Source organism: Flavobacterium sp. CYK-55 (assembly GCF_018413465.1).
GTDB lineage: Bacteria > Bacteroidota > Bacteroidia > Flavobacteriales > Flavobacteriaceae > Flavobacterium.
In genome coordinates, this window is sequence record NZ_JAHCDK010000012.1 from 59,235 (window position 1) to 79,065 (window position 19,831).

At 38.0% G+C, this 19,831-nt stretch carries 13 protein-coding genes and 1 tRNA gene; 12 read left to right on the forward strand and 2 right to left on the reverse strand.

Annotated elements, in window-relative coordinates:
* Position 1 precedes the first annotated feature (1 nt).
* From KIH23_RS11970 to KIH23_RS11995, 6 genes are all read left to right on the forward strand, one after another.
* Positions 2-196, forward strand: a complete 195-nt coding sequence (locus KIH23_RS11970) for a DUF2892 domain-containing protein (protein WP_213213731.1) — start codon at positions 2-4, stop codon at positions 194-196.
* A 16-nt stretch (positions 197-212) separates the two neighbouring features.
* Positions 213-419, forward strand: coding sequence for a hypothetical protein (locus tag KIH23_RS11975; protein ID WP_213213732.1), 207 nt, complete (start codon positions 213-215; stop codon positions 417-419).
* A 186-nt stretch (positions 420-605) separates the two neighbouring features.
* Positions 606-1,868, forward strand: a complete 1,263-nt coding sequence (locus KIH23_RS11980) for an FAD/NAD(P)-binding oxidoreductase (RefSeq protein WP_213213769.1) — start codon at positions 606-608, stop codon at positions 1,866-1,868.
* Positions 1,869-1,977: 109 nt separating this feature from the next.
* Positions 1,978-3,387: an MBL fold metallo-hydrolase gene (locus KIH23_RS11985; protein WP_213213733.1), complete on the forward strand. Its 1,410-nt coding sequence runs from the start codon at positions 1,978-1,980 to the stop codon at positions 3,385-3,387.
* Between the two features lie 88 nt (positions 3,388-3,475).
* Positions 3,476-4,618 (forward strand): TlpA disulfide reductase family protein, encoded by a 1,143-nt coding sequence (locus KIH23_RS11990; RefSeq protein ID WP_213213734.1) that lies wholly within the window; start codon positions 3,476-3,478, stop codon positions 4,616-4,618.
* A gap of 148 nt (positions 4,619-4,766) precedes the next feature.
* Positions 4,767-4,850, forward strand: a tRNA-Tyr gene (locus tag KIH23_RS11995).
* Between the two features lie 509 nt (positions 4,851-5,359).
* On the opposite strand, the gene KIH23_RS12000 is transcribed toward KIH23_RS11995, so the two are convergent.
* The gene (locus KIH23_RS12000) at positions 5,360-8,281 is read right to left on the reverse strand and encodes a triple tyrosine motif-containing protein (protein ID WP_213213735.1); all 2,922 of its coding nucleotides are present in this window, start codon (positions 8,279-8,281) and stop codon (positions 5,360-5,362) included.
* Positions 8,282-8,628: 347 nt separating this feature from the next.
* Here KIH23_RS12000 and KIH23_RS12005 point away from each other — a divergent pair, with 347 nt between their 5' ends.
* The 6 genes from KIH23_RS12005 (at position 8,629) to KIH23_RS12030 (ending at position 18,337) form a co-directional block, all read left to right on the forward strand.
* Positions 8,629-9,864, forward strand: coding sequence for a T9SS type A sorting domain-containing protein (locus KIH23_RS12005; RefSeq protein ID WP_213213736.1), 1,236 nt, complete (start codon positions 8,629-8,631; stop codon positions 9,862-9,864).
* Positions 9,865-10,022: 158 nt separating this feature from the next.
* Positions 10,023-12,983, forward strand: a complete 2,961-nt coding sequence (locus KIH23_RS12010) for a SusC/RagA family TonB-linked outer membrane protein (protein WP_213213737.1) — start codon at positions 10,023-10,025, stop codon at positions 12,981-12,983.
* A 14-nt stretch (positions 12,984-12,997) separates the two neighbouring features.
* Complete coding sequence (locus KIH23_RS12015) at positions 12,998-14,482, forward strand: RagB/SusD family nutrient uptake outer membrane protein (protein ID WP_213213738.1); 1,485 nt, start codon at positions 12,998-13,000, stop codon at positions 14,480-14,482.
* Positions 14,483-14,571: 89 nt separating this feature from the next.
* Positions 14,572-15,414, forward strand: coding sequence for an endonuclease/exonuclease/phosphatase family protein (locus KIH23_RS12020; RefSeq protein WP_213213739.1), 843 nt, complete (start codon positions 14,572-14,574; stop codon positions 15,412-15,414).
* 1 nt (position 15,415) lies between these two features.
* On the forward strand, positions 15,416-16,870 hold the full coding sequence (locus KIH23_RS12025) for a glycoside hydrolase family 30 protein (RefSeq protein WP_249684911.1): 1,455 nt from the start codon (positions 15,416-15,418) through the stop codon (positions 16,868-16,870).
* A 12-nt stretch (positions 16,871-16,882) separates the two neighbouring features.
* Positions 16,883-18,337 carry a glycoside hydrolase family 30 protein gene (locus KIH23_RS12030; RefSeq protein WP_213213740.1) on the forward strand — a complete coding sequence of 485 codons (1,455 nt, stop codon included), beginning with the start codon at positions 16,883-16,885 and terminating at the stop codon, positions 18,335-18,337.
* Here the strand turns inward: KIH23_RS12030 and KIH23_RS12035 are convergent.
* Positions 18,334-19,749, reverse strand: coding sequence for a sensor histidine kinase (locus KIH23_RS12035; RefSeq protein WP_213213741.1), 1,416 nt, complete (start codon positions 19,747-19,749; stop codon positions 18,334-18,336). The genes KIH23_RS12030 and KIH23_RS12035 overlap by 4 nt on opposite strands.
* Between the last annotated feature and the right edge of the window lie 82 nt (positions 19,750-19,831).

A 19,831-nucleotide genomic window follows, 5' to 3' on the forward strand; every position in this document is an offset into this window, starting at 1 on the left:
TATGATCAATAGAATTATTCGCGCTATAGCCGGAACTTTTATCTTGCTGAGCTTATTGCTCGCTGTTTATGTCAACATCAACTGGTTGTGGTTTACCGGATTTGTAGGTGTTAATTTACTGCAATCGGCCATCACAAAATGGTGTTTGATGGAAGACATTTTAAAAAAACTCGGCGTTCGAGATGAATTGAATTAACTTTACAAAAAATCAGATGAAATCACTTTTGTTTAAAAATTGGCATTTAATGCGCTATTTCAGATTGGCCTTAGCGCTGATGCTGTTTGCACAAGCCTATGAAACCCAGCAATGGTTTTATCTTTTGTTCGGATTATTCTTTTTAATGCAAGCGCTGTTTAATTTAGGATGCGGCGCGTCCGGCTGCGATGTGAACTACAAGAAAAAGAACCACCACTCATAAACAAAAATAACATGGCTCAGAGAAAGATGTATACTTTGACATATTGTTGGTGTACATCTTTCTTTTTTTTGCCATCTTTAAAAAAAGAGACAAAAAAATAAACATTACGCATAAAATTATCGCAAGTGTAACAAAAGTTACATTCTGTCAAAATGTACCCATATACTTTTATCAAAAAAAGAAAGTATTATGGCACATTATCAAATTCTTATTGTTGGGGGAGGAACTGCCGGAATTATGGTGGCTGCCCAATTGACCAAAAAACAAAAAGGTCTCAACATCGCAATTATTGAACCCTCAGAACAACATTATTACCAGCCTGCTTTTACTTTGGTGGGCGCGGGTTCATTTGACTACAACAAAACCATTCGCAAAACTGCGGAGTTTATCCCTAAAGGTGTTACTTGGATCAAAGATTCGGTAGCGAGTTTGCAACCTGAAAACAACCAATTGACCACGGCTAAGAATGAAGTTATCCTATATGATTACCTAGTGATTGCTGCCGGTTTGGTCAACAATCTCGACGGTATTGAAGGTCTTAGAGAAGGTTTAGAAAAAGGGGTAATTTGCAGCAATTATGTCGATCCGCGCAAAACCTGGGAATTACTCGAAAAATTTAAAGGTGGCAATGCGGTCTTTACCCAACCTACAACTCCAATTAAATGCGGTGGTGCTCCGCAAAAAACAGCTTATTTATCGGCACACTACTTTAAGAAAAAAGGCATTTCATCAAAAACCAATGTGATTTTTGCTACGCCGGGTTCGGTTATTTTTGGCGTAAAAATCGTAGCCGATACACTCATGCAAGTCATTGGCCGCTATAACATTCACTTAAAAACATTTTATGCACCGATAAAAATTGATGCCGAAAACAAAATTGTTCATTTCAAACATGTGGGCGCGAAAGAAAATATGTGTGTCATCAATGAGAACAACATTCTCAACGAACAACACGACGGTAACGAAACTATTCAAATTCCGTTTGACTTTTTGCATTTAGCGCCGCCTCAAGAAGCACCTAAATTTTTAAAAGAATCTACCTTGGCCAACAGTGCCGGGTGGATGGATGTACACTTGAACAGTTTGCAAAGCGCTCAATATCAAAACGTTTTTGGTTTAGGCGACATTGCCGGATTGCCCACCGCCAAAACCGGAGCTGCGATTCGCAAACAAGTGCCGGTGGTAGTGGATAATTTATTCAAACTCATCAGAGGTGTTAAGGCCAATAACGAAGATTACACCGGCTATTCGTCATGCCCGCTGGTCACCGGATACGGCGAAATGGTGTTGGCAGAATTCAACTATAAAAATGAGTTTACGCCTGATCCAAAACTCAAACAAATGCTCGTATTTAAAAGCTTTAAACCACATTGGCGACTTTGGATGCTCAAAAAATACATCCTACCTTATTTATACTGGAACAAAATGCTCAAGGGCGAAGAAGTTTAATCTCATAATGTTATAGCTGCCGAGTAGCTAAAAAGTTTCAATCGGCAGCTTGCTTATTTTAATTAACTTTGAAGCTCATTTTTTTTTACTAAAAAAGAAACTATTTAAGATGAAAATAGAACAAATATACACCGGCTGTATTGCGCAAGCGGCCTATTACCTTGAAAGCAATGGCGAAGCTGCTATTTTTGATCCGCTCAGAGAAGTCGGGCCTTATATTGAAAAAGCTTCGGCTGATAACGCTCAAATCAAATACATTTTTGAAACCCATTTTCACGCTGATTTTGTTTCGGGTCATTTAGATTTGGCGCAAAAAACAGGCGCAACTATCGTGTACGGACCGACGGCTCAACCGGGTTTTGAAGCTTTGATTGCCACTGACGGACAAGAATTTAAAGTGGGCCATTATACCATTCGCGCCATCCACACACCGGGTCATACACTCGAGAGCACTTGTTATTTGCTCCTAGATGAGAAGCATAAAATGCACGGCATCATTACCGGCGACACCCTGTTTATTGGCGATGTGGGCCGACCTGATTTGGCGCAAGCCTTGACCGAAGAACTCACCCAAGAAAAATTGGCCAGTTATTTATTTGATTCGCTCAGAAATAAAATCATGCCTTTGCCCGATGATTTGATTGTTTATCCGAGTCACGGTGCCGGAAGCGCCTGCGGCAAAAACATGAGCAAAGAAACCACTGATACATTGGGCAACCAAAAGAAAACCAATTACGCTTTGCGCGCTGATATGACCCGAGCAGAATTTACCCAAGAACTACTAGATGGTTTGGGTTTGCCTCCGGCTTATTTTCCGCAGAACGTAATGCTCAATATTAAGGGCTATGCATCGCTTGATCAAGTGATGAGTCAAGCCAATAAAGCGCTCGATGCCAAAACTTTTGAAGCCATGGCGCAAGACGATGTGGTGATTTTAGATGTTCGTCACGAAAATGACTTTGTTCAAAAACATATTCCGGGTTCTATTTTTATCGGTATTCAAGGCAATTTTGCTCCGTGGGTGGGCGCTTTGATCATGAATGTCAATCAGCCTTTGTTACTGGTGATTCCCGAAGGTCGCGAGCAAGAAACCATTACGCGTTTGGCCCGCGTAGGCTTTGATCATGCCTTGGGCTATCTCAAAGGCGGCATTGAAGCTTGGGAAGCGGCTGGTTTTGAAACCGACTCTATTGAATCAATTAGCCCCGAAGCTTTTGCTGCTCAATATTCAAAAGATTTGATTGTTGTGGATGCGCGTAAACCCGGAGAATATGCAGGCGAACATGTGGCTGATGCTTTGAATATTCCCTTAGACACAGTCAATACACATATGTCAGAAGTTCCGCAAGACAAAACCTTTTATGTGCATTGCCAAGGCGGATATCGCTCGGTGATTATGGCATCGATTTTAAAAGCGCGCGGTTACCACAATATGATTAATGTTGAAAAAGGATTTGTCGGCATTAAAAATACGGCTGTTCCGGTAACCGATTTTGTTTGTCCATCACAAAAAAAATAAACTCAACTATAACAAAAATTTAAGGCCGAAAAATCGGATGCATCGCATTATTTTGAATACTTTTGCGGGCAAATCAAAAAATAATTTCATGAGAAAAATCCTTGTATTAGCCTCTGCTCTAGCTGTTTTGGCTTCTTGTAAAAAAACCGGTGACACTGAGTATATCGTAAGCGGAAACGTCAAAGGAATTGCCGATGGTAAAATGGTAATGTTGCAAACCCAAGATGAAACGGGCATGCTTAAATCAGTAGATACAGTAAAAGTTCAAAAAGAAAAATTTGTTTTTGAGGGCAAAGCCGTTGAACCAGAAATGTATTTGGTTCAGGTAGAAGGCGTGATGGGCAAAATTCCGTTTATTCTTGAAGAAGGCGAAATTGAGATGACCATTGACAAAGACAGTTTGCCACTGAGCAAAATCAAAGGAAGCTATAACAACGACGAACTCAATGCATATAAAGCCAAAGGTTGGGAAGTTCAGAAAAAGATGATCAAGTTTCAGCAAGACAATATGGCAAAGATGGAATTGGCGCAAAAAACCAAAGACATGGCTACCATTGAAGCTTTGCAAAAAGAATACACCAAATTTCAAGAAGATTTCATCAAACAAAACGATGCGTATGTAAGCAGCCATCCGAAAGCGTTTATTTCAGCTTTGATTATTGAAGGCATGTTTAACCAAGGCGCACCGGATATCAAAAAAATCAAAGGCTATTACGACCAACTCGATGAATCAGTAAAAAACACCAAACACGGTAAAAAAATCAAAAAACAATTGGATGAGTTAGGCAAACCAGTGGCTGCCGTCAAAGAACTCAAAGCCGGTGATATGGCTCCTGATTTTTCAGCACCTGATGCGGCCGGAAAAACGGTTTCACTCAAACAAAGTATGGGCAAAATTACCATTGTTGATTTTTGGGCTTCTTGGTGTAATCCGTGCCGTGCTGAGAATCCGAACATGGTAGCCTTATACAAAGAATTCCACGGTAAAGGTTTGAACATCATCAGTGTTTCGTTAGACAGCGATGCAGCCAAATGGAAAGGCGCTATTGCCAAAGACGGACTTACTTGGACACAGGTTTCAAACCTCAAAGAAATGGAAGATCCGATTGCCGATGCTTATGGCGTAAAACTCATTCCAACTACTTTTGTATTGGATGCCAGCGGAAAAATCTTAGCGCGTGATTTGCGTGGAGCTGAGCTTAAAGAAAAAGTAAAATCACTTTTAAAATAAGAAAGTAAAACATTTGATAGAAAATCTCCTTCGGGGGATTTTTTTATTTGACTTAGGCTCAACCATTTAAAAATTAGTTCGTACAATAGCGCAAATTAAGTTTGCAAACACCAAAACAGTTTCTATATTTGCACGCGCTTGAACGCACGGGAAGATACTCAAGCGGCCAACGAGGACGGACTGTAAATCCGTTGGGAAACCTTCGCAGGTTCGAATCCTGCTCTTCCCACCAAAAAAATAATTACCCAAATTCAACAAGCTCGCTTGATTGAATTTGGGTTTTGTTTTTTTGTCCAAGGGTTCACCCTTGGGATCATGAAATAATCCTGCTCTTCCCACAAGTATTTAAAATAAGAAAAACCCACAAGCTCGCTTGATGGGTTTTTTGTTTTTAAATGCTTGAGTAAAGGGTACCTTTACTCAGGATCACGAAGTAATCCTGCCTATCCTATAAAAAAACTCCCTTGATGTTTTTTTTGTTTTTAAATACTCAAGCGAAAGCTATCTTTACTCAGGATCACACAGTAATCCTGCATTATCTCAAAAAAACTCGCTTAATGAGTTTTCTTATTTTAATTACCCAAGCAAAAGCTGCCTTTACCAAAATCCAGCTCTATTTTAACAACAAATAAATCTACAAGTTATCTTGTTTGCTTCTCGGTAAAAAAGTTTTCATAAATATAAATCAACAACGGAAGCAATAAAACAGAGGCTAATACCCCGAATTGATCAAGTGGATTTTTATTTTTCATCTGCTAAATGCTGCAAAAACGCCACAAAGTTGTCTTCGTGTTGCACATTGAGTTTTTTACGTACACGATAACGGGCGCTTTCAATTCCGCGAATGGAAATATTGAGTAAAGGTGAGATTTCTTTATTAGAAAGGTTCATTTTGACAAAAGCACACAACCGAAGTTCGCGTTTTGTAATTGACGGATCTAGTTGCTTGAGTTTTTCGAAAAAATCGTGGTGAATACGTTCAAAATTCACATCAAAAATTTCCATATACTCCTCGCCTATTTTATGTTGGTTGAGTTTCTGGAAAATCTCCGATATTTTACGACGCGCATCATCGCTTTTGAGTAAATCACGTAATTGTTTTAGATCGTTCTGCATTTCGCCAAAAATGTCTTTTTTCTGACTTAGCAGTAAAGTGTAGTTGGCTAATTCTTTACTTTTTCCGAGTACGTCTTCTTCTAAGTGCAATTTATCTTTTTGAATCATTTCGCGGTCGCGACTCAATTTAAGTTTTTCGAGCTCTAATTCAAGTAAGTGGTGATTTTTTTGAATTTCTAATTCAGAACGACGTCTTTCATAAGCGATTTTTTTCTTGACATAATGAACCAAATAATATACAAATAAAATCGAGAGTACCAGGTAAATAAAATAAGCTAAATTAGTTTGATACCATTTAGGCAAGATGGTAAATTCAAATGAAGTTTGTTGGCCTGAAAGCCCAGCTAAATTGCGACTTTTAACCAAAAACTTATAATTTCCGGGACGCAAATGTGTATACTCTTTAAATGAACTGCTTTGCCAAGGTGACCAATTTTCATCGACGTTTTCTAATTTATAGCTATAGTTTACTGCAGTGCTTGAAATCATCTCAGGCGCAGCAAATTCAAATCTTAAAATATCAGTTTGATTCGGAAGCGATATAGCATTTTTTTGCGAATTGGTTTCGATGTAATTTATTTTCTGGTTATGGATATAAGTTACCTGACTGATTTGAGTTGGTACAGATTTTATATTTTGTGTTCCTGCTAAATTGTACAAAAACAAACCATAGTTGGTTCCGAAAATAACTTTATTGTCAGAAAGCGGATATATACATTCCATGCCTCTGTTGAAGCTTCCTTTAAGGTTCAAAAACAAATCTTTATTGAGCTTGTGAATATTGCTTTTAGTCATAAAATATCCGGCTTCATCATCTTGAACAAACCAAGTTTTATTTTGATATTGAAGTAACTTACGGGTATTTTTGTTAGCATCTAAAATCTGGTTGAGATCATCAAACAAAACAAACTTATTACTCTCTTGATTATAAGTATAAATTCCGTTGTTGCTAGTAAAAACAATCTTGTTGTTCCATCTAAAAACATTGATGTTAAAAGCTGATTTAAAACCATTTTGATTCGTGAAGTTTTCAACCGCAATAACTCTTGAATAATCGGCATTTAAATGAATTTTATAAACGCCTTTATATCCGTGACAAACCCAATAGGTATTGGGTGAATCATCAGCTAAAATATCTCGTGTAGATTCGTCAAAACCCATGATCTTTCGTTCAATAACCCAACTAGCTCCTTTTTTGACGACCAAATACAAACCATTGTAATTTGAGGCCAGATAAGAGTTCGGTTTGGTTGTGATTTTTGTCAATTTCCAAAAACCTGAAGCGCCATCAATTTTTTGAGCATTCCCTTGTGTAATTTTGTAAATTCCGGTGTCGTGCGAAACCATAATATCCCCATCACAATCTTTTATGGACCAAGCTTGTCCTTGCAGGGATTCAATCTTATTGAAAACCAAATTGCTGTTGGTTTGATTTTGAGCAAGGTTACTGTAATAAATTCCATTGTTAGTAGCTACATAAAGCTGATTATTCTTGAGTAAAACATCGTAAACAGAGGCTTGATCAAAAATCGAAATAAACGGAGATTTATAATCTAAAAACTCAAGGCCGTTGTTTTCTAAAACCCAGATATTGTTGTTCTTGGTTCTAAAAAGTTTATGAACTGTAGTATTGGTTAAACCTGAAAATTCAGGGCTTTTTCTAATGATTTGCTTGCTTGATGACAGTTTAAGTAATTTTGAACTCAAAGTCCCAACAATATAACCGCCAGCATTATCGCTAATAACTGAAGTAACCTGATCTTTTGGATTGCCTTCAAAAAGAAATAAATCGCGTTTAATAGTTTTATTTTTAATATCGCCGGTAAAAACTGATCCGGATTTGGTGACCAACAAAACAATGCTAGGGTTTGAAGTTGGTAAAATCTCAGCTAATTCTTCATTCCCGTAACTGTCTGATTTAAAAATTAGTTGAAGTTCTTTTTGATTGGCATTGAGTTCATAAATGCCGTGATTAGCGTCTTGAACCAAATATTTTTGACCAATAATAGCCGAAAAAGTAAATGATTTATTGGCAGGAATTTGTATTGCCGTATGGTTGGTAATTAATATCAATTCATTAAATGCTCTAAAAATGATATGATTTTTAAACTGATGTGCTTGCCAAAGATTTTCAAAATTTTCTCCCTCAAGTCGCAGCGATTCTATCAAGGAAGTATACTGATATTGGCCGAATGCATTTTTTTGAACAAGACCTAATTCATTATAGCCGCCGGCATATATTTTTCCTGAACTGGTTTTGACTATACTTCGAATTGATGAATTATTAGGCAAACTAACTTTTTGCCAATGTTCACCGTCAAAAACCATAGCACCATCATTGTTTCCAAAAATAAGTTCGCCATTGTCTTGTTCACAAACGGTCCAAAATTGCGGATCGCCCTTAAAGTCATTCCTGGTGTAGTGAATTACTTTCGGAATATTCGGTTTAATAGCAAATCCATTCTGTGCTGATAGAGTATAGCAAAAAACATTTATCAATGATAAAAAAGCAGAAAAGCAGATATTAATAATTATTTTTTTTATCATTTTAAGTTTCAAACTGTAAAGTAATCATTTTTAAAAACAATTTTTTAGGTATTTCACAATGTACTCACAACAATATTACATTAATATTTTAAAATTTCATAGCAAAAAAGTATTTTTTAAAATATTGCAATTCAGAATCTTATAATAATATGCGTAGAAAAAAAGTATGTAAAGTATAAAATAGCGTAATGCAAGTGTAATAGATTTTGAATGAGTAAACCTTTGAAGATATAATTTAGTGTTGCTGAAAATTCGCAAACGTTTGAAATCAGGTTTACCCATGATTTTGACAAACCCATTAAGAGAAAATAACTCATTCAATAAACATTTAATTCAAACCTTAATTTATGAAAACAAAACTACGCTATCTAATTTTGGCTCTTGCTTTTGGCTGGAGTTATAATACACAAGCTCAGGTAACTATTACCGGAACCGGAACTGGTGGCTGGGTACAACCCGGAAACTTAGCTTTAACATCCACCGATGGAATTGTTTGGACAGCCAGCAACTTTGAAATTGTAGGCGACGGTAACATGAAATTTTCTGAAGGAGGAACATGGGAAACAACTGGTGGTTACTCTTCTTCAACACCAGCACCTGGATTTCCATCAGGAGCCGTAACCATTAATGGGGGGTCAAACATTGTCGGAACTTTAGGTTTCTGGAATGTTACCTACAATATGACTACCAAAGAATATTCGTTTACTCCAGGAATCAACCCAAATCCGGTGATTAAAATTAATGGCGGCGGAATGGCGGCTGATGTGCAAATGCAAACCAACAATGGGTTAGCATATTTTAAAAAGAGTGTTTATTTTCCGGGGGGAGACGCCAGCTTTCAACAAGAAGGAACTGCTAATCAATGGGGCGGTGCTTTTCCTGATGGGCCGGTAGTTAACGGAGGAACAATTCCTGTACCCACCGGTGTTTACAACACCTATTTTGTAATGCCTTCATTAGTAGGGCCGGCAGAATATGTGTTTGAACCTGTTGTTGTGAGCATGATTGGCAATTTTGCCGGTTCTGGCTGGAGCACAGATTTAGATCTTGAAACTACCGACAACATTCACTTTACAAAATCAAGCTGGACAGGCGAAATTTTTCCGGGTTGGGGCGATACAGAGTTGCACTTAAAATTCAGAGACAACCACGATTGGACTATGCAATACGGATGTACTGGTGGTAATGGTGCCAATAATTTAGCTCTTTCCGGAACTTCAGAAAACGGAATCAATGGCGGTGGCGGAGATATTTTTATCCCATTCGGAACATATAACGTTGATTTTAACAGAACCACAGGTCAATGGACCTTTACTGATGCCTTATCAAATGAAACATTTACTTCGGCTTCAACCGTAAGTGTATCGCCAAATCCAACCAGCAGTTCTTGGACTTTCCGTTCAAAAAACACCGGAAACATCACTTCTGTTCAAATTGTTGACGTAACCGGAAAAGTGGTTTTGAGCAGCAATGATTCAACTGAAGAAGTTTCTATTGACGCGTCACAATTGAACAGCGGTGTTTACTTTGCAAAAGTTTCAACTACCGGAGCTACTTCAACCATTAAGCTCATGAAAAACTAATTCTTATGATATAGTATAATTCCCTTACAAATAAAGCTTTTGTAAGGGAATTTTTGCTTATACCAAAAACATATCCAACAAAACAATCTTCTTTAAAATCATCCAATGCTTTCAGAAGCAGACAATTCTGAATCTAAACTAATTCAAAAGTTGATCTTATGAAGCTCAAAAACTATTTGCTTTTCATATTCTTGCTAGCACTTGGTTATGCCCAAGCGCAAACTATTGAAATTCAAGGAACCATAACTGACGCCAAAAGCAAAATGCCTTTATCTGGGGTTAACATCACCTCTAAAAAATCAAAAAAACAGATTTCGTCAGATATTGATGGGCATTATCAATTGAAATTAAATGGTGCTGACCAATTGGTTTTTAGCACTATTGGATATACCCGCAAAGAAATTTCTGTTCAAGCCAGCGGAACTATTAATGTAACTTTAGAAGAAGAAACCAATAAACTAGAAGAAATTGTAGTGAATGTGGGTTACGGAACCCAAAAGAAAAAACATTTAACTAGCGCCATTTCATCAATCAAATCAGATGCTTTTGACGACAGACCTTTGTTTAATGTTGGACAAGCCATACAAGGAAACGCTGCGGGTGTTCAGGTGGTTCAACCATCCGGAAAACCCGGCGGAAGTCTAGACATTAGAATTCGCGGATTGAATTCAATTAAATCAGGAAATAATCCCTTATTTGTAATTGATGGTGTTCAAACCTATGACACCAACGGAATCAATACTGACGATATAGTTGACATGCAAATTCTAAAAGATGCCACCTCAACCGCTATATATGGTGTAAACGGAAGTGCTGGTGTAGTGATTATTACGACCAAAAAAGGAAAAGCAAACAAAAACACCTTTAATTTCAGTTCTTACTTTGGAAGTTCAAAAATGGTCAATCAAATTGATATACTCACCCCAAATCAATATAAAGATCTAATGGGTGAAATCAGTTCAGGGTATGTGAGCTATATCAATCAACCTAAATACGCTGGTATCAATACCAATTGGGTAGATTTGGTTTTTAGAACCGGGCAAGATCAAAACTATGATTTTTCATATTCAGGCGGAACAGATAAAGTCCGAGCCTTTGCTTCATTGGGATATCAAGACATTAAAGGAACCGTAGATCCGGCTTCATTCAACCGAATTTCAGGAAGAATCAACCTCGATATCGATGGTCCGTCATGGCTCAAAGCACATGCAAACATGAATCTAATTAGAACATTATACAAAAACACCAGCGATAACAACAGCGCAAATCAAGGCGGAGTGATTTTGAGCACCTTAACTACACCAAGCTTTTTACCAGTTTATGCTGATGATTTAGTGGGTGGTGCAGTGGCCAACGGACAACTTCCCGGGCAATTTGCTGCCAATCCGGTAGCTTCGCTTGAAAATCCGGTATCTTTTCAAAGTCGCCAAGACGACACAGAATCTTTTCGCTATTTGGGAAACCTAGGCTTAGAGATAAATTTGGCCCGAAATCTTGTTTGGAAACCCAATCTAAGCATTGATTGGAACAGAAGTGTCAATCAGTATTTTGTAGATAGTTACCGATCAAATTACGGACGCGGTGAAGTTGGTAACGACCCTAAAGAACGCGGTATCGGAAAAGAAAAAACAACTTCTCAATACAATTGGAATATTGAAAACACCCTCAATTACAACCTAAAAAAAGAAGATCATGAGCTAAATTTATTGGGTGGTATGAGCATTCAAAAAATCAGATACGACGAGAAAAGAATTGAAGGAACCGGGTTTACTCCTGATCTGAGAAGCCTGGATATTTCACAAATGATGTATATCAATCGTTTGGCGTCTGATACAATTGCCCGAGAGAAAAATTATGTATCCTTTTTTACAAGAGCAACTTATAACTACAAAGGCAAATACATCATAAACGGGGTTATGCGGGCCAGTGGTTCATCACAATTAGCAACCGGTAATAAATGGGGATATTTCCCTGGCGTTTCAGTTGCTTGGATAGCATCAAATGAGTCATTTCTTAAAAATTCAAAAAGAATCACAGAGCTCAAATTGCGCGCTGGTTGGGGGCAAACCGGAAACATATCATCAGTAAACGAATACTCATGGTATGGTTTTTTGAATGACGACCAAGGTTCTCTATCCAATTACAGAAACGATGATTTAACTTGGGAAACCACCACCGACATCAACCTCGGAGCCGATTTGGGTCTATTCAACAATCGCTTAAAACTATCTGCTGATATCTATAAAAGAACTACAGATAATATATACAACGAACTTCATGTTTTTGATGTTTTATATCGCTATAATGGCGGAAAAATTGAAAACAAAGGCCTTGAAGTCGGCTTGAGTACCGTCAACTTTAAAGGTGATTTTAGTTGGTCTACTGGTTTTAATATTTCATTTATCAAAAACCAAGTTTTAGAAATGGGCCGATATGTATCCGTTTATTATGAGGGTTATCAAGGAGTTACACGCATAGAACAAGGACAGCCTCTGGGCAATTTTTATGGCTATGTTGTTAACGGTGTAAATCCTGCAAATGGTATCTTAGAATACAAAGACATCAATAACGACGGGAGAATTACCACCGCAGACAGAACCATCATAGGCAATGCCCTACCCGATTACACCTTCGGTATGACAAATACTTTTTCATACAAAGGATTTACGTTAGATGTACTTTTGACCGGAAGCCAAGGCAATGATATTTTTAACGCTTCACGTATTGATTTAGAGGGAATGATTGACAATAAAAACCAATCAACCGCAGTGCTTGATCGTTGGACAACTCCGGGTCAAATAACCGACATCCCAATAGCAGGCCCTTCAAATTACCAAGGAGTTGCGGCTACCGCCAATTCAACCCGGTGGATTGAAGACGGATCATATGTACGCTTAAAATCAGCCACTTTAGGATATAGTTTTAAAAAATTATATTTAGGATTGAAGTCACTTAAACTATATGTAACCGGGCAAAATTTAGTCACTTGGACCAAATATTCAGGTTTTGACCCTGAAGTTAGTGCCTATGCCGGAAATTCAAATGTATCTCCGGGCATAGATTACGGTACTTATCCGCAAGTGCGTACCTTTATTTTTGGATTAAAAGCAGGGTTTTAACAAACAAAAAAATCATGAAAAAAAGAACTTACTTAAAAAAAGCAGTATGGCTTTTGGTATCGGCCTCAATGTTGATTTCATGTAGTGAATTGATGGACACCGAGCCCATTACCGATGATATTTATAGAGATCCAAATGCTCCTCTTGAAACGGTACAACAAGCTGAAGACGCTATGCGCAGTTGCATCGGTTCTTTTGGCATTGAGTACTGGCAATTTGACTATTTCTTTTATGGAGATGCAGGTGCCGATGTAGCCTATGCAGGTGCCGATGGCGAGCCGTTTTTTCAAATTGAAGAATACAGACCTATTGCAACCAATTATGTGATTGCACGCGATTGGCGTTGGCTTAATGAGTTTGTAAAACGATGTAATTTAGTGATCAATTATGTTAACGATGTACCGGGTTTAACTCCTGAAAAAAAAGACGAAATGATTGGTCAAGCTTCATTGATCAGGGCTTTGAGTCGTTTTCAAGGAGTTCAGACTTGGGGCGACTTCCCATTGGTAAACGATTACATTTATTCAATCAACAACGATAATTTTGAGCAAATTTATCCATCATTGTATCCGGAGAGAAAACCTGTTGAGCAAGTCTATGCGGCCATCATCGCTGACTGTGAAGTCGCTCTTCAAAAAGCGCCCACTTCAACAGCGGCTCCTACCAGCAAATTTCTACCCAGTAAAGGAGCTGCACATGCCTTATTGGCTAAAGTATATGCTACCCAACCCAATCCAGATTGGGCTAAAGTGGTTGAACATTGTGATGCTGTTATAGGCGGAGGTTATTCATTGATGAGCAATTTTGACCATTTATTTGATAATGCGCATGAAGGCAATTCCGAATCCATCTGGGAAATCAACGGCGAAGGTCCGGGTACTACCATAGACGGATGGTGTACTAATGTATTTATCGGCAACAACTGGAAAAAATTCAACACCCCGTCGCATACCATTAATTCGGCATTAGATACCAAACGCAAAGCCTCAAGTATCAAAAAATTACCGACTACTTTTGCCGACCCCTATTGGACTACTTTTACGCAATTCCCGAACCCGTGGAAAATGCGGGCAACCAACGGAACTCAGAACTTTTACCTTTTTCGTTTAGCAGATATTCTTTTGCTCAAAGCCGAAGCATTGGCACATAACGGAGATCTGAACGGATCAATGGCTTTGGTCAATACAATTAGACACCGTGTAAACTTAACCGATGTAGCTGCGGCTACTTCAACAGATGATGCGATTAATAAAATTCTCCGAGAGCGTTTCTTAGAGCTAGCTTTTGAAGGTCAGCGTTGGTTTGATTTAAAACGCGAAGGAAAAGCATTAGAAATCCTTGCGTTGCAAACCTATCCTAAATATAACCCTGACACACAAACCTCAACAGAGGTTCCAATGCCTTATGTAAGCAATTTAGAAGCCAAAGATTTACTAATGCCGATTCCGCAAGAAGCTCTTGACGGCAATCCGAATTTAAAACAAAACCCAGGGTATTAATAGTAATTTAGTTTTTCAAGTTTAGTTAATTAAGTTTTTGCTATGAGCCTCAGTCAAAGATTCACTGAGGCTCATTTAAAAAAATGAACATGAAATTTTCTCAATCCATCCCAATTCTGTGTTTGCTGTTTATAACCACGTTTATTTCAGCACAAAAACTCACTGTTATGACCTACAACATTAGATTAGATGTTGCTTCTGATGGTGAAAATGATTGGTCACACCGCAAAGATTTTTTTTGTGCGCAAATTCAATTTTATGAACCCGATATTTTTGGCATTCAAGAAGCGAAACCCAACCAAGTAATTGACATTAGTAACAGCTTAATATCATATGCGCAAATTGGTCAAGGTCGCGATGGCAACAATCAAGGAGAATCGTCAAATATTTACTTTAAAAAAGAGCGATTTAAGCTATTAGAATCAAATACTTTTTGGCTTTCTGAAACGCCAGATATAGTTTCAAAAGGTTGGGATGCCGCTTTTAACCGAGTTTGCACTTATGGTTTGTTTGAAGACATGCAAAGCAACAAGAAATTCTGGGTTTTTAATACGCATTTAGACCACATGGGCCAAATGGCGCGAACCAACGGCATTGATTTAATTCTAAAAACCATCAACCAAAAAAACACGGCTGAACTTCCGGTGATTTTTATGGGCGACTTCAATTCTGAGCCTACTACTGAACGAATCATTACACTCAGAAAAGCCATGAATGATACCCGATTGGTGAGTCGGCAAAAACCTTTTGGTCCGTCAGGCACCTTTAACAATTTTAAGCATGACCAGGCGGTTACCAATTTGATTGATTATGTTTTTGTTTCAAAAAAACCTACAATTCAAGTCAATAAATATGCAATACTGAGTGATTCTCGCGACTTAAAATATCCGTCAGACCACCTACCTGTATTTGTAGAACTCAAAATGGATTAACATGAAAAAAACACAAATCGCTATGAATATTTCATTATATACTCTACTCACATTGCTTTTAATAAAATGTGCTCCGGGTACCGAAAGTACAGATTCAGCTCACAAACAAGGGCCAACAGTACTTGACAAAACAGATATTTCGGTATGGTATACCAAATCAGATCAATCAATAAAATTAGCCCAACAAAACAGCATTTTAAAATTTGGTACGATTCAAAATAACTTTCAAGATATTGTTGTAGATGAATCACAAACCTATCAAACCATTGACGGTTTTGGTTATACCCTAACCGGTGGAAGTGCCGAAGTAATTGACCAATTAAATCCTGATAAAAAACAGCAACTGCTTCAAGAACTTTTTGGTAATTCTGCTAACTCAATTGGTGTGAGTTATTTACGCATTAGCATAGGGGCATCTGATTTGAATACAGCTCCTTTTACCTATAACGATCTGCCTCAAGGTCAATCAGACATTACACAAAGTCAATTTAGTATTGCACCAGACATGACGCATTTAGTACCACTCTTGCAGCAAATATTAGCCATCAATCCAAATATCAAGATTATGGCTGTGCCTTGGTCAGCACCTTCGTGGATGAAAGCTAGTTACAATACCGTGGGCAGTAGTCTGATGCCAACTTATTACAATTCATACGCACAATATTTTGTCAAGTATATTCAAGCTATGCAAGGGCAAGGAATAACCATTGATGCAGTTTGTCCGCAGAACGAACCGCTTAACCCCAACAACAACCCGAGTATGACTATGTCAGCTGCGCAACAAATCAGTTTTATTAAAAAACTTGGACCTGCATTTGTTGCAGCCGGTATCAGCACCAAAATTGTTGCCTATGACCACAATTGCGATGTTACAGATTACCCCATTTCAGTACTTAACGATGCAACAGCCAATGGTTTTGTTGATGGGTCGGCATTTCATCTGTATGCTGGCGATATTAGCGCTTTGAGCACAGTTCACAATGCATTTCCGAACAAAAACTTATACTTTACCGAGCAATGGACCTCATCGGTAGGAAATTTTGGCGACGATTTAAAATGGCATATCAAAAATGTCATTATTGGCTCAATGCGTCACTGGAGTAAAAATGCCCTTGAATGGAATTTAGCCAACAATGCTTCATTCGGCCCTCATACTTCAGGTGGTTGTAGTCAGTGCCAAGGGGCAATAACGGTTGTAAATGCAACAAGCTTTACACGCAATGTATCTTATTATATCATTGCTCATGCGGCCAAATTTGTTCCGCAAGGATCGGTCAGAATCGCCAGCAATATCAGCGGAAATCTCAATACTGTAGCATTCAAAACTCCCTCTGGAAAGAAAGTTTTGTTGGTTGAGAATGATGGCGCTTCAGTAGAATTATTTAACATCAAACACAACCAAAAACGGGTTGCTACTTCACTACCTCCAGGTACAATTGCCACATATGTTTGGTAAACACTTAACCTCATGAAAAAAAAAATTACGTTGATTTTAGCTATGATCACATTATTGGGATCGGCTCAAAAAAAGAACAACTCAAAACCAGTTGGGCTCATCAAACACAATCAGGTGCAGGTTATTACAACTGCTGAGCAAACTCAGTTGAGATTAACGCCCACAGAAAACAGTTATTTCTCAGAACTTAAACAACCCCTTGAAACCCAAATCTGTGTTTTTGTTGAACCTAAAAAAACCTTTCAAACTTTTCTGGGCATAGGCGGCGCTGTTACCGATGCCAGTGCCGAAGTCTTTGGTCAATTGCCAAAAGACAAGCAGCAAGAACTTTTAGATGCCTACTACAGTCCCGAAAAAGGAATTGGTTATTCGCTTATGCGCACTACAATTCACAGTTCAGATTTTAGTTCCGGGAGTTATACTTACATTCAAGAAGGTGACAAAGAACTCAAAAGTTTTAACATCGCTCATGACAAAATCTATAGAATCCCATTGATTAAAAAAGCCATAGAAACCGCCCGTCATCAACTTAAATTATATGTAAGCCCATGGAGTCCTCCAGCATTTATGAAAGACAATAATAACATGTTGCGCGGAGGAAAATTGCTCCCTGAGTATCAACAATCATGGGCCAACTATTATGTCAAGTTTATAAAAAGTTATGAAAAAGAAGGTATCCCGATTTGGGGATTAACTCTACAGAATGAGCCAATGGCCACCCAAAAATGGGAATCTTGTATTTACACCGCTGATGAAGAACGTGACTTTCTGAAAAATTATTTAGGCCCAACTTTACAAAAAGCGGGGTTGGGTCATAAAAAAATAACCATTTGGGACCACAACCGCGATTTAATTCTTCAAAGAACAGCGGTTATGTTTGATGATCCAAAGGCTTCAGCTTATGTTTGGGGTATTGGCTACCATTGGTATGAAGACTGGAGCGGTGGTGAACAAATGTTTGAGAACATTGCCAAGGTTCACGAAATGTATCCGGATAAAAACTTATTGTTTACAGAAGGTTGTGCCGAAAGCTTTAATCCTGATAATTACCAAAAATGGGCCAACGGTGAGCGTTACGGTAAATCAATAATTAATGATTTTAATAACGGAACTGTAGGTTGGACCGACTGGAATATTTTATTAGATGAAAAAGGAGGCCCAAACCATGTTGGAAACTTTTGTTTCGCGCCAATCCACGCCAACCTTAATACAGGAGCATTAACTTATACACCATCGTATTACTACATCGGACATTTTTCAAAATACATTCTACCGAATGCCAAAAGAGTGAGTTGTAGCTCCAGTCGAAGCCAATTATTAAGCACTTCATTTTTGAATCCGGACGGAAAAATCATTACTGTTGTTATGAACCAAAGCAATAGTGAAGTTTCATACTTTTTGTGCTTAGACCAAAAAGCTGCTTTGGTTAAGATACCGGCCCACGGAATTCAAACTTTAATTTATTAATTAATTGGAATCGTTAAAATAAACCTACTGCCTTTGCCTAATTCTGAGGTTACACTAATAGATCCATTCATCTTTTGAGCTGCCTCTTGCACAATACTGAGTCCTAAACCTGAACCTTTGTTGATATTCGTCACAAAAAACATCTCAAAAATAGCTTCGTGATGCGCAGCGTCAATTCCAATTCCGTTGTCTTCAACCTCAATAACATAACTTTTATTGATTGTATAGGTTTTGACCGAAATAAATTTATACGCTTTGTTATCATCCGAGTATTTGACCGCGTTTGACAGCAAATTATTTAAGACGATTTTAATTCTCAAACCATCTCCAAAAATCTCATCAACTTCAATATCCTTCTTGATTTCAATATGGTTGGTGTCGCGCACATGATGCAATTGTGAGAGAACTTCGTCAATAATTTTACCCAAACTCAAAGGCTCAATAATAAGTCCGCTGCGCTTATTTTTTGAATAATCTATAATGTCGCTGATGAATTGATCTTGTCTATTCAAGCTCACTTGCATCATATTGAGCAATTCTTCAACTTTTTCAGGATCGTCTTCTTGACGAATAATATTGATAATACCTTTTAAAAGAGCAATCGGTGAACGCAAATCATGCGTTGCACTGTGCACAAAATGATCGAGTTCTTTATTGGCAATCATTAAATCATTGTTTACTTGTTCAATTTCAAGATTTGAATCCGTGAGCTTTTTTACAATGATCAAATAATAAATAGATACACTCAAAATAATGGCCAAAATGAAGAAAATATTGGTCCACAACAAATAGCCTTTTAATGCTCTTGAACTTTGGCCCAATTGCTCAGAAAACTCTTGCTGAAAAATAGTGAGTTGAGCGGCCAACACTCCAATCTCGGCCAGGTATTTTTCTTTAATTTCCGGAGTTAATGTGCCTTCGGTAAGTTTGTAATAAACTTCATTTCCAATAGCATTAAGTTTTTTAATAAGCGGATCGGCCTGCTCCCACTGATGAATCGCACTTTTCATATACGATACATCCTTGAATTGTCTATACAGCCAAATAATATCGTCTAAATCATCGTCGTTGTTTCGGCCTTGTATTAACTCCTTTTTGATTTGATCGTCAGGCGCATCACTAACCATGCCCATACGGGCTCTTCCGTCGGCCAAAGGGATCAAAATCTCTTGATGAAACTTTTGCCATTGGTTTTGGTCGCCGGTGTGCATATATGAAATCAAATATCGGGTAGCATCTTTCTGACTTTTAGAATAATGCGACTCTCCATTGACATAAGCCCGAGTTGCATTGAGAATTTTGATGGTGTAAAAATTAACTAGAATCAGCAATAAACCCGAAAAAATGGTTGCTGCGAGTAAAACAAGTATTTGAGGCTGTTTAAATAAACCCTTGGCTCTGAGATTATTCATTTGGATAATGATTGGTACAACAAAAGTCAAAATAAATCAAACAACTGCCAAAGATTCATCGCTATTACACACAAAAAAAGCC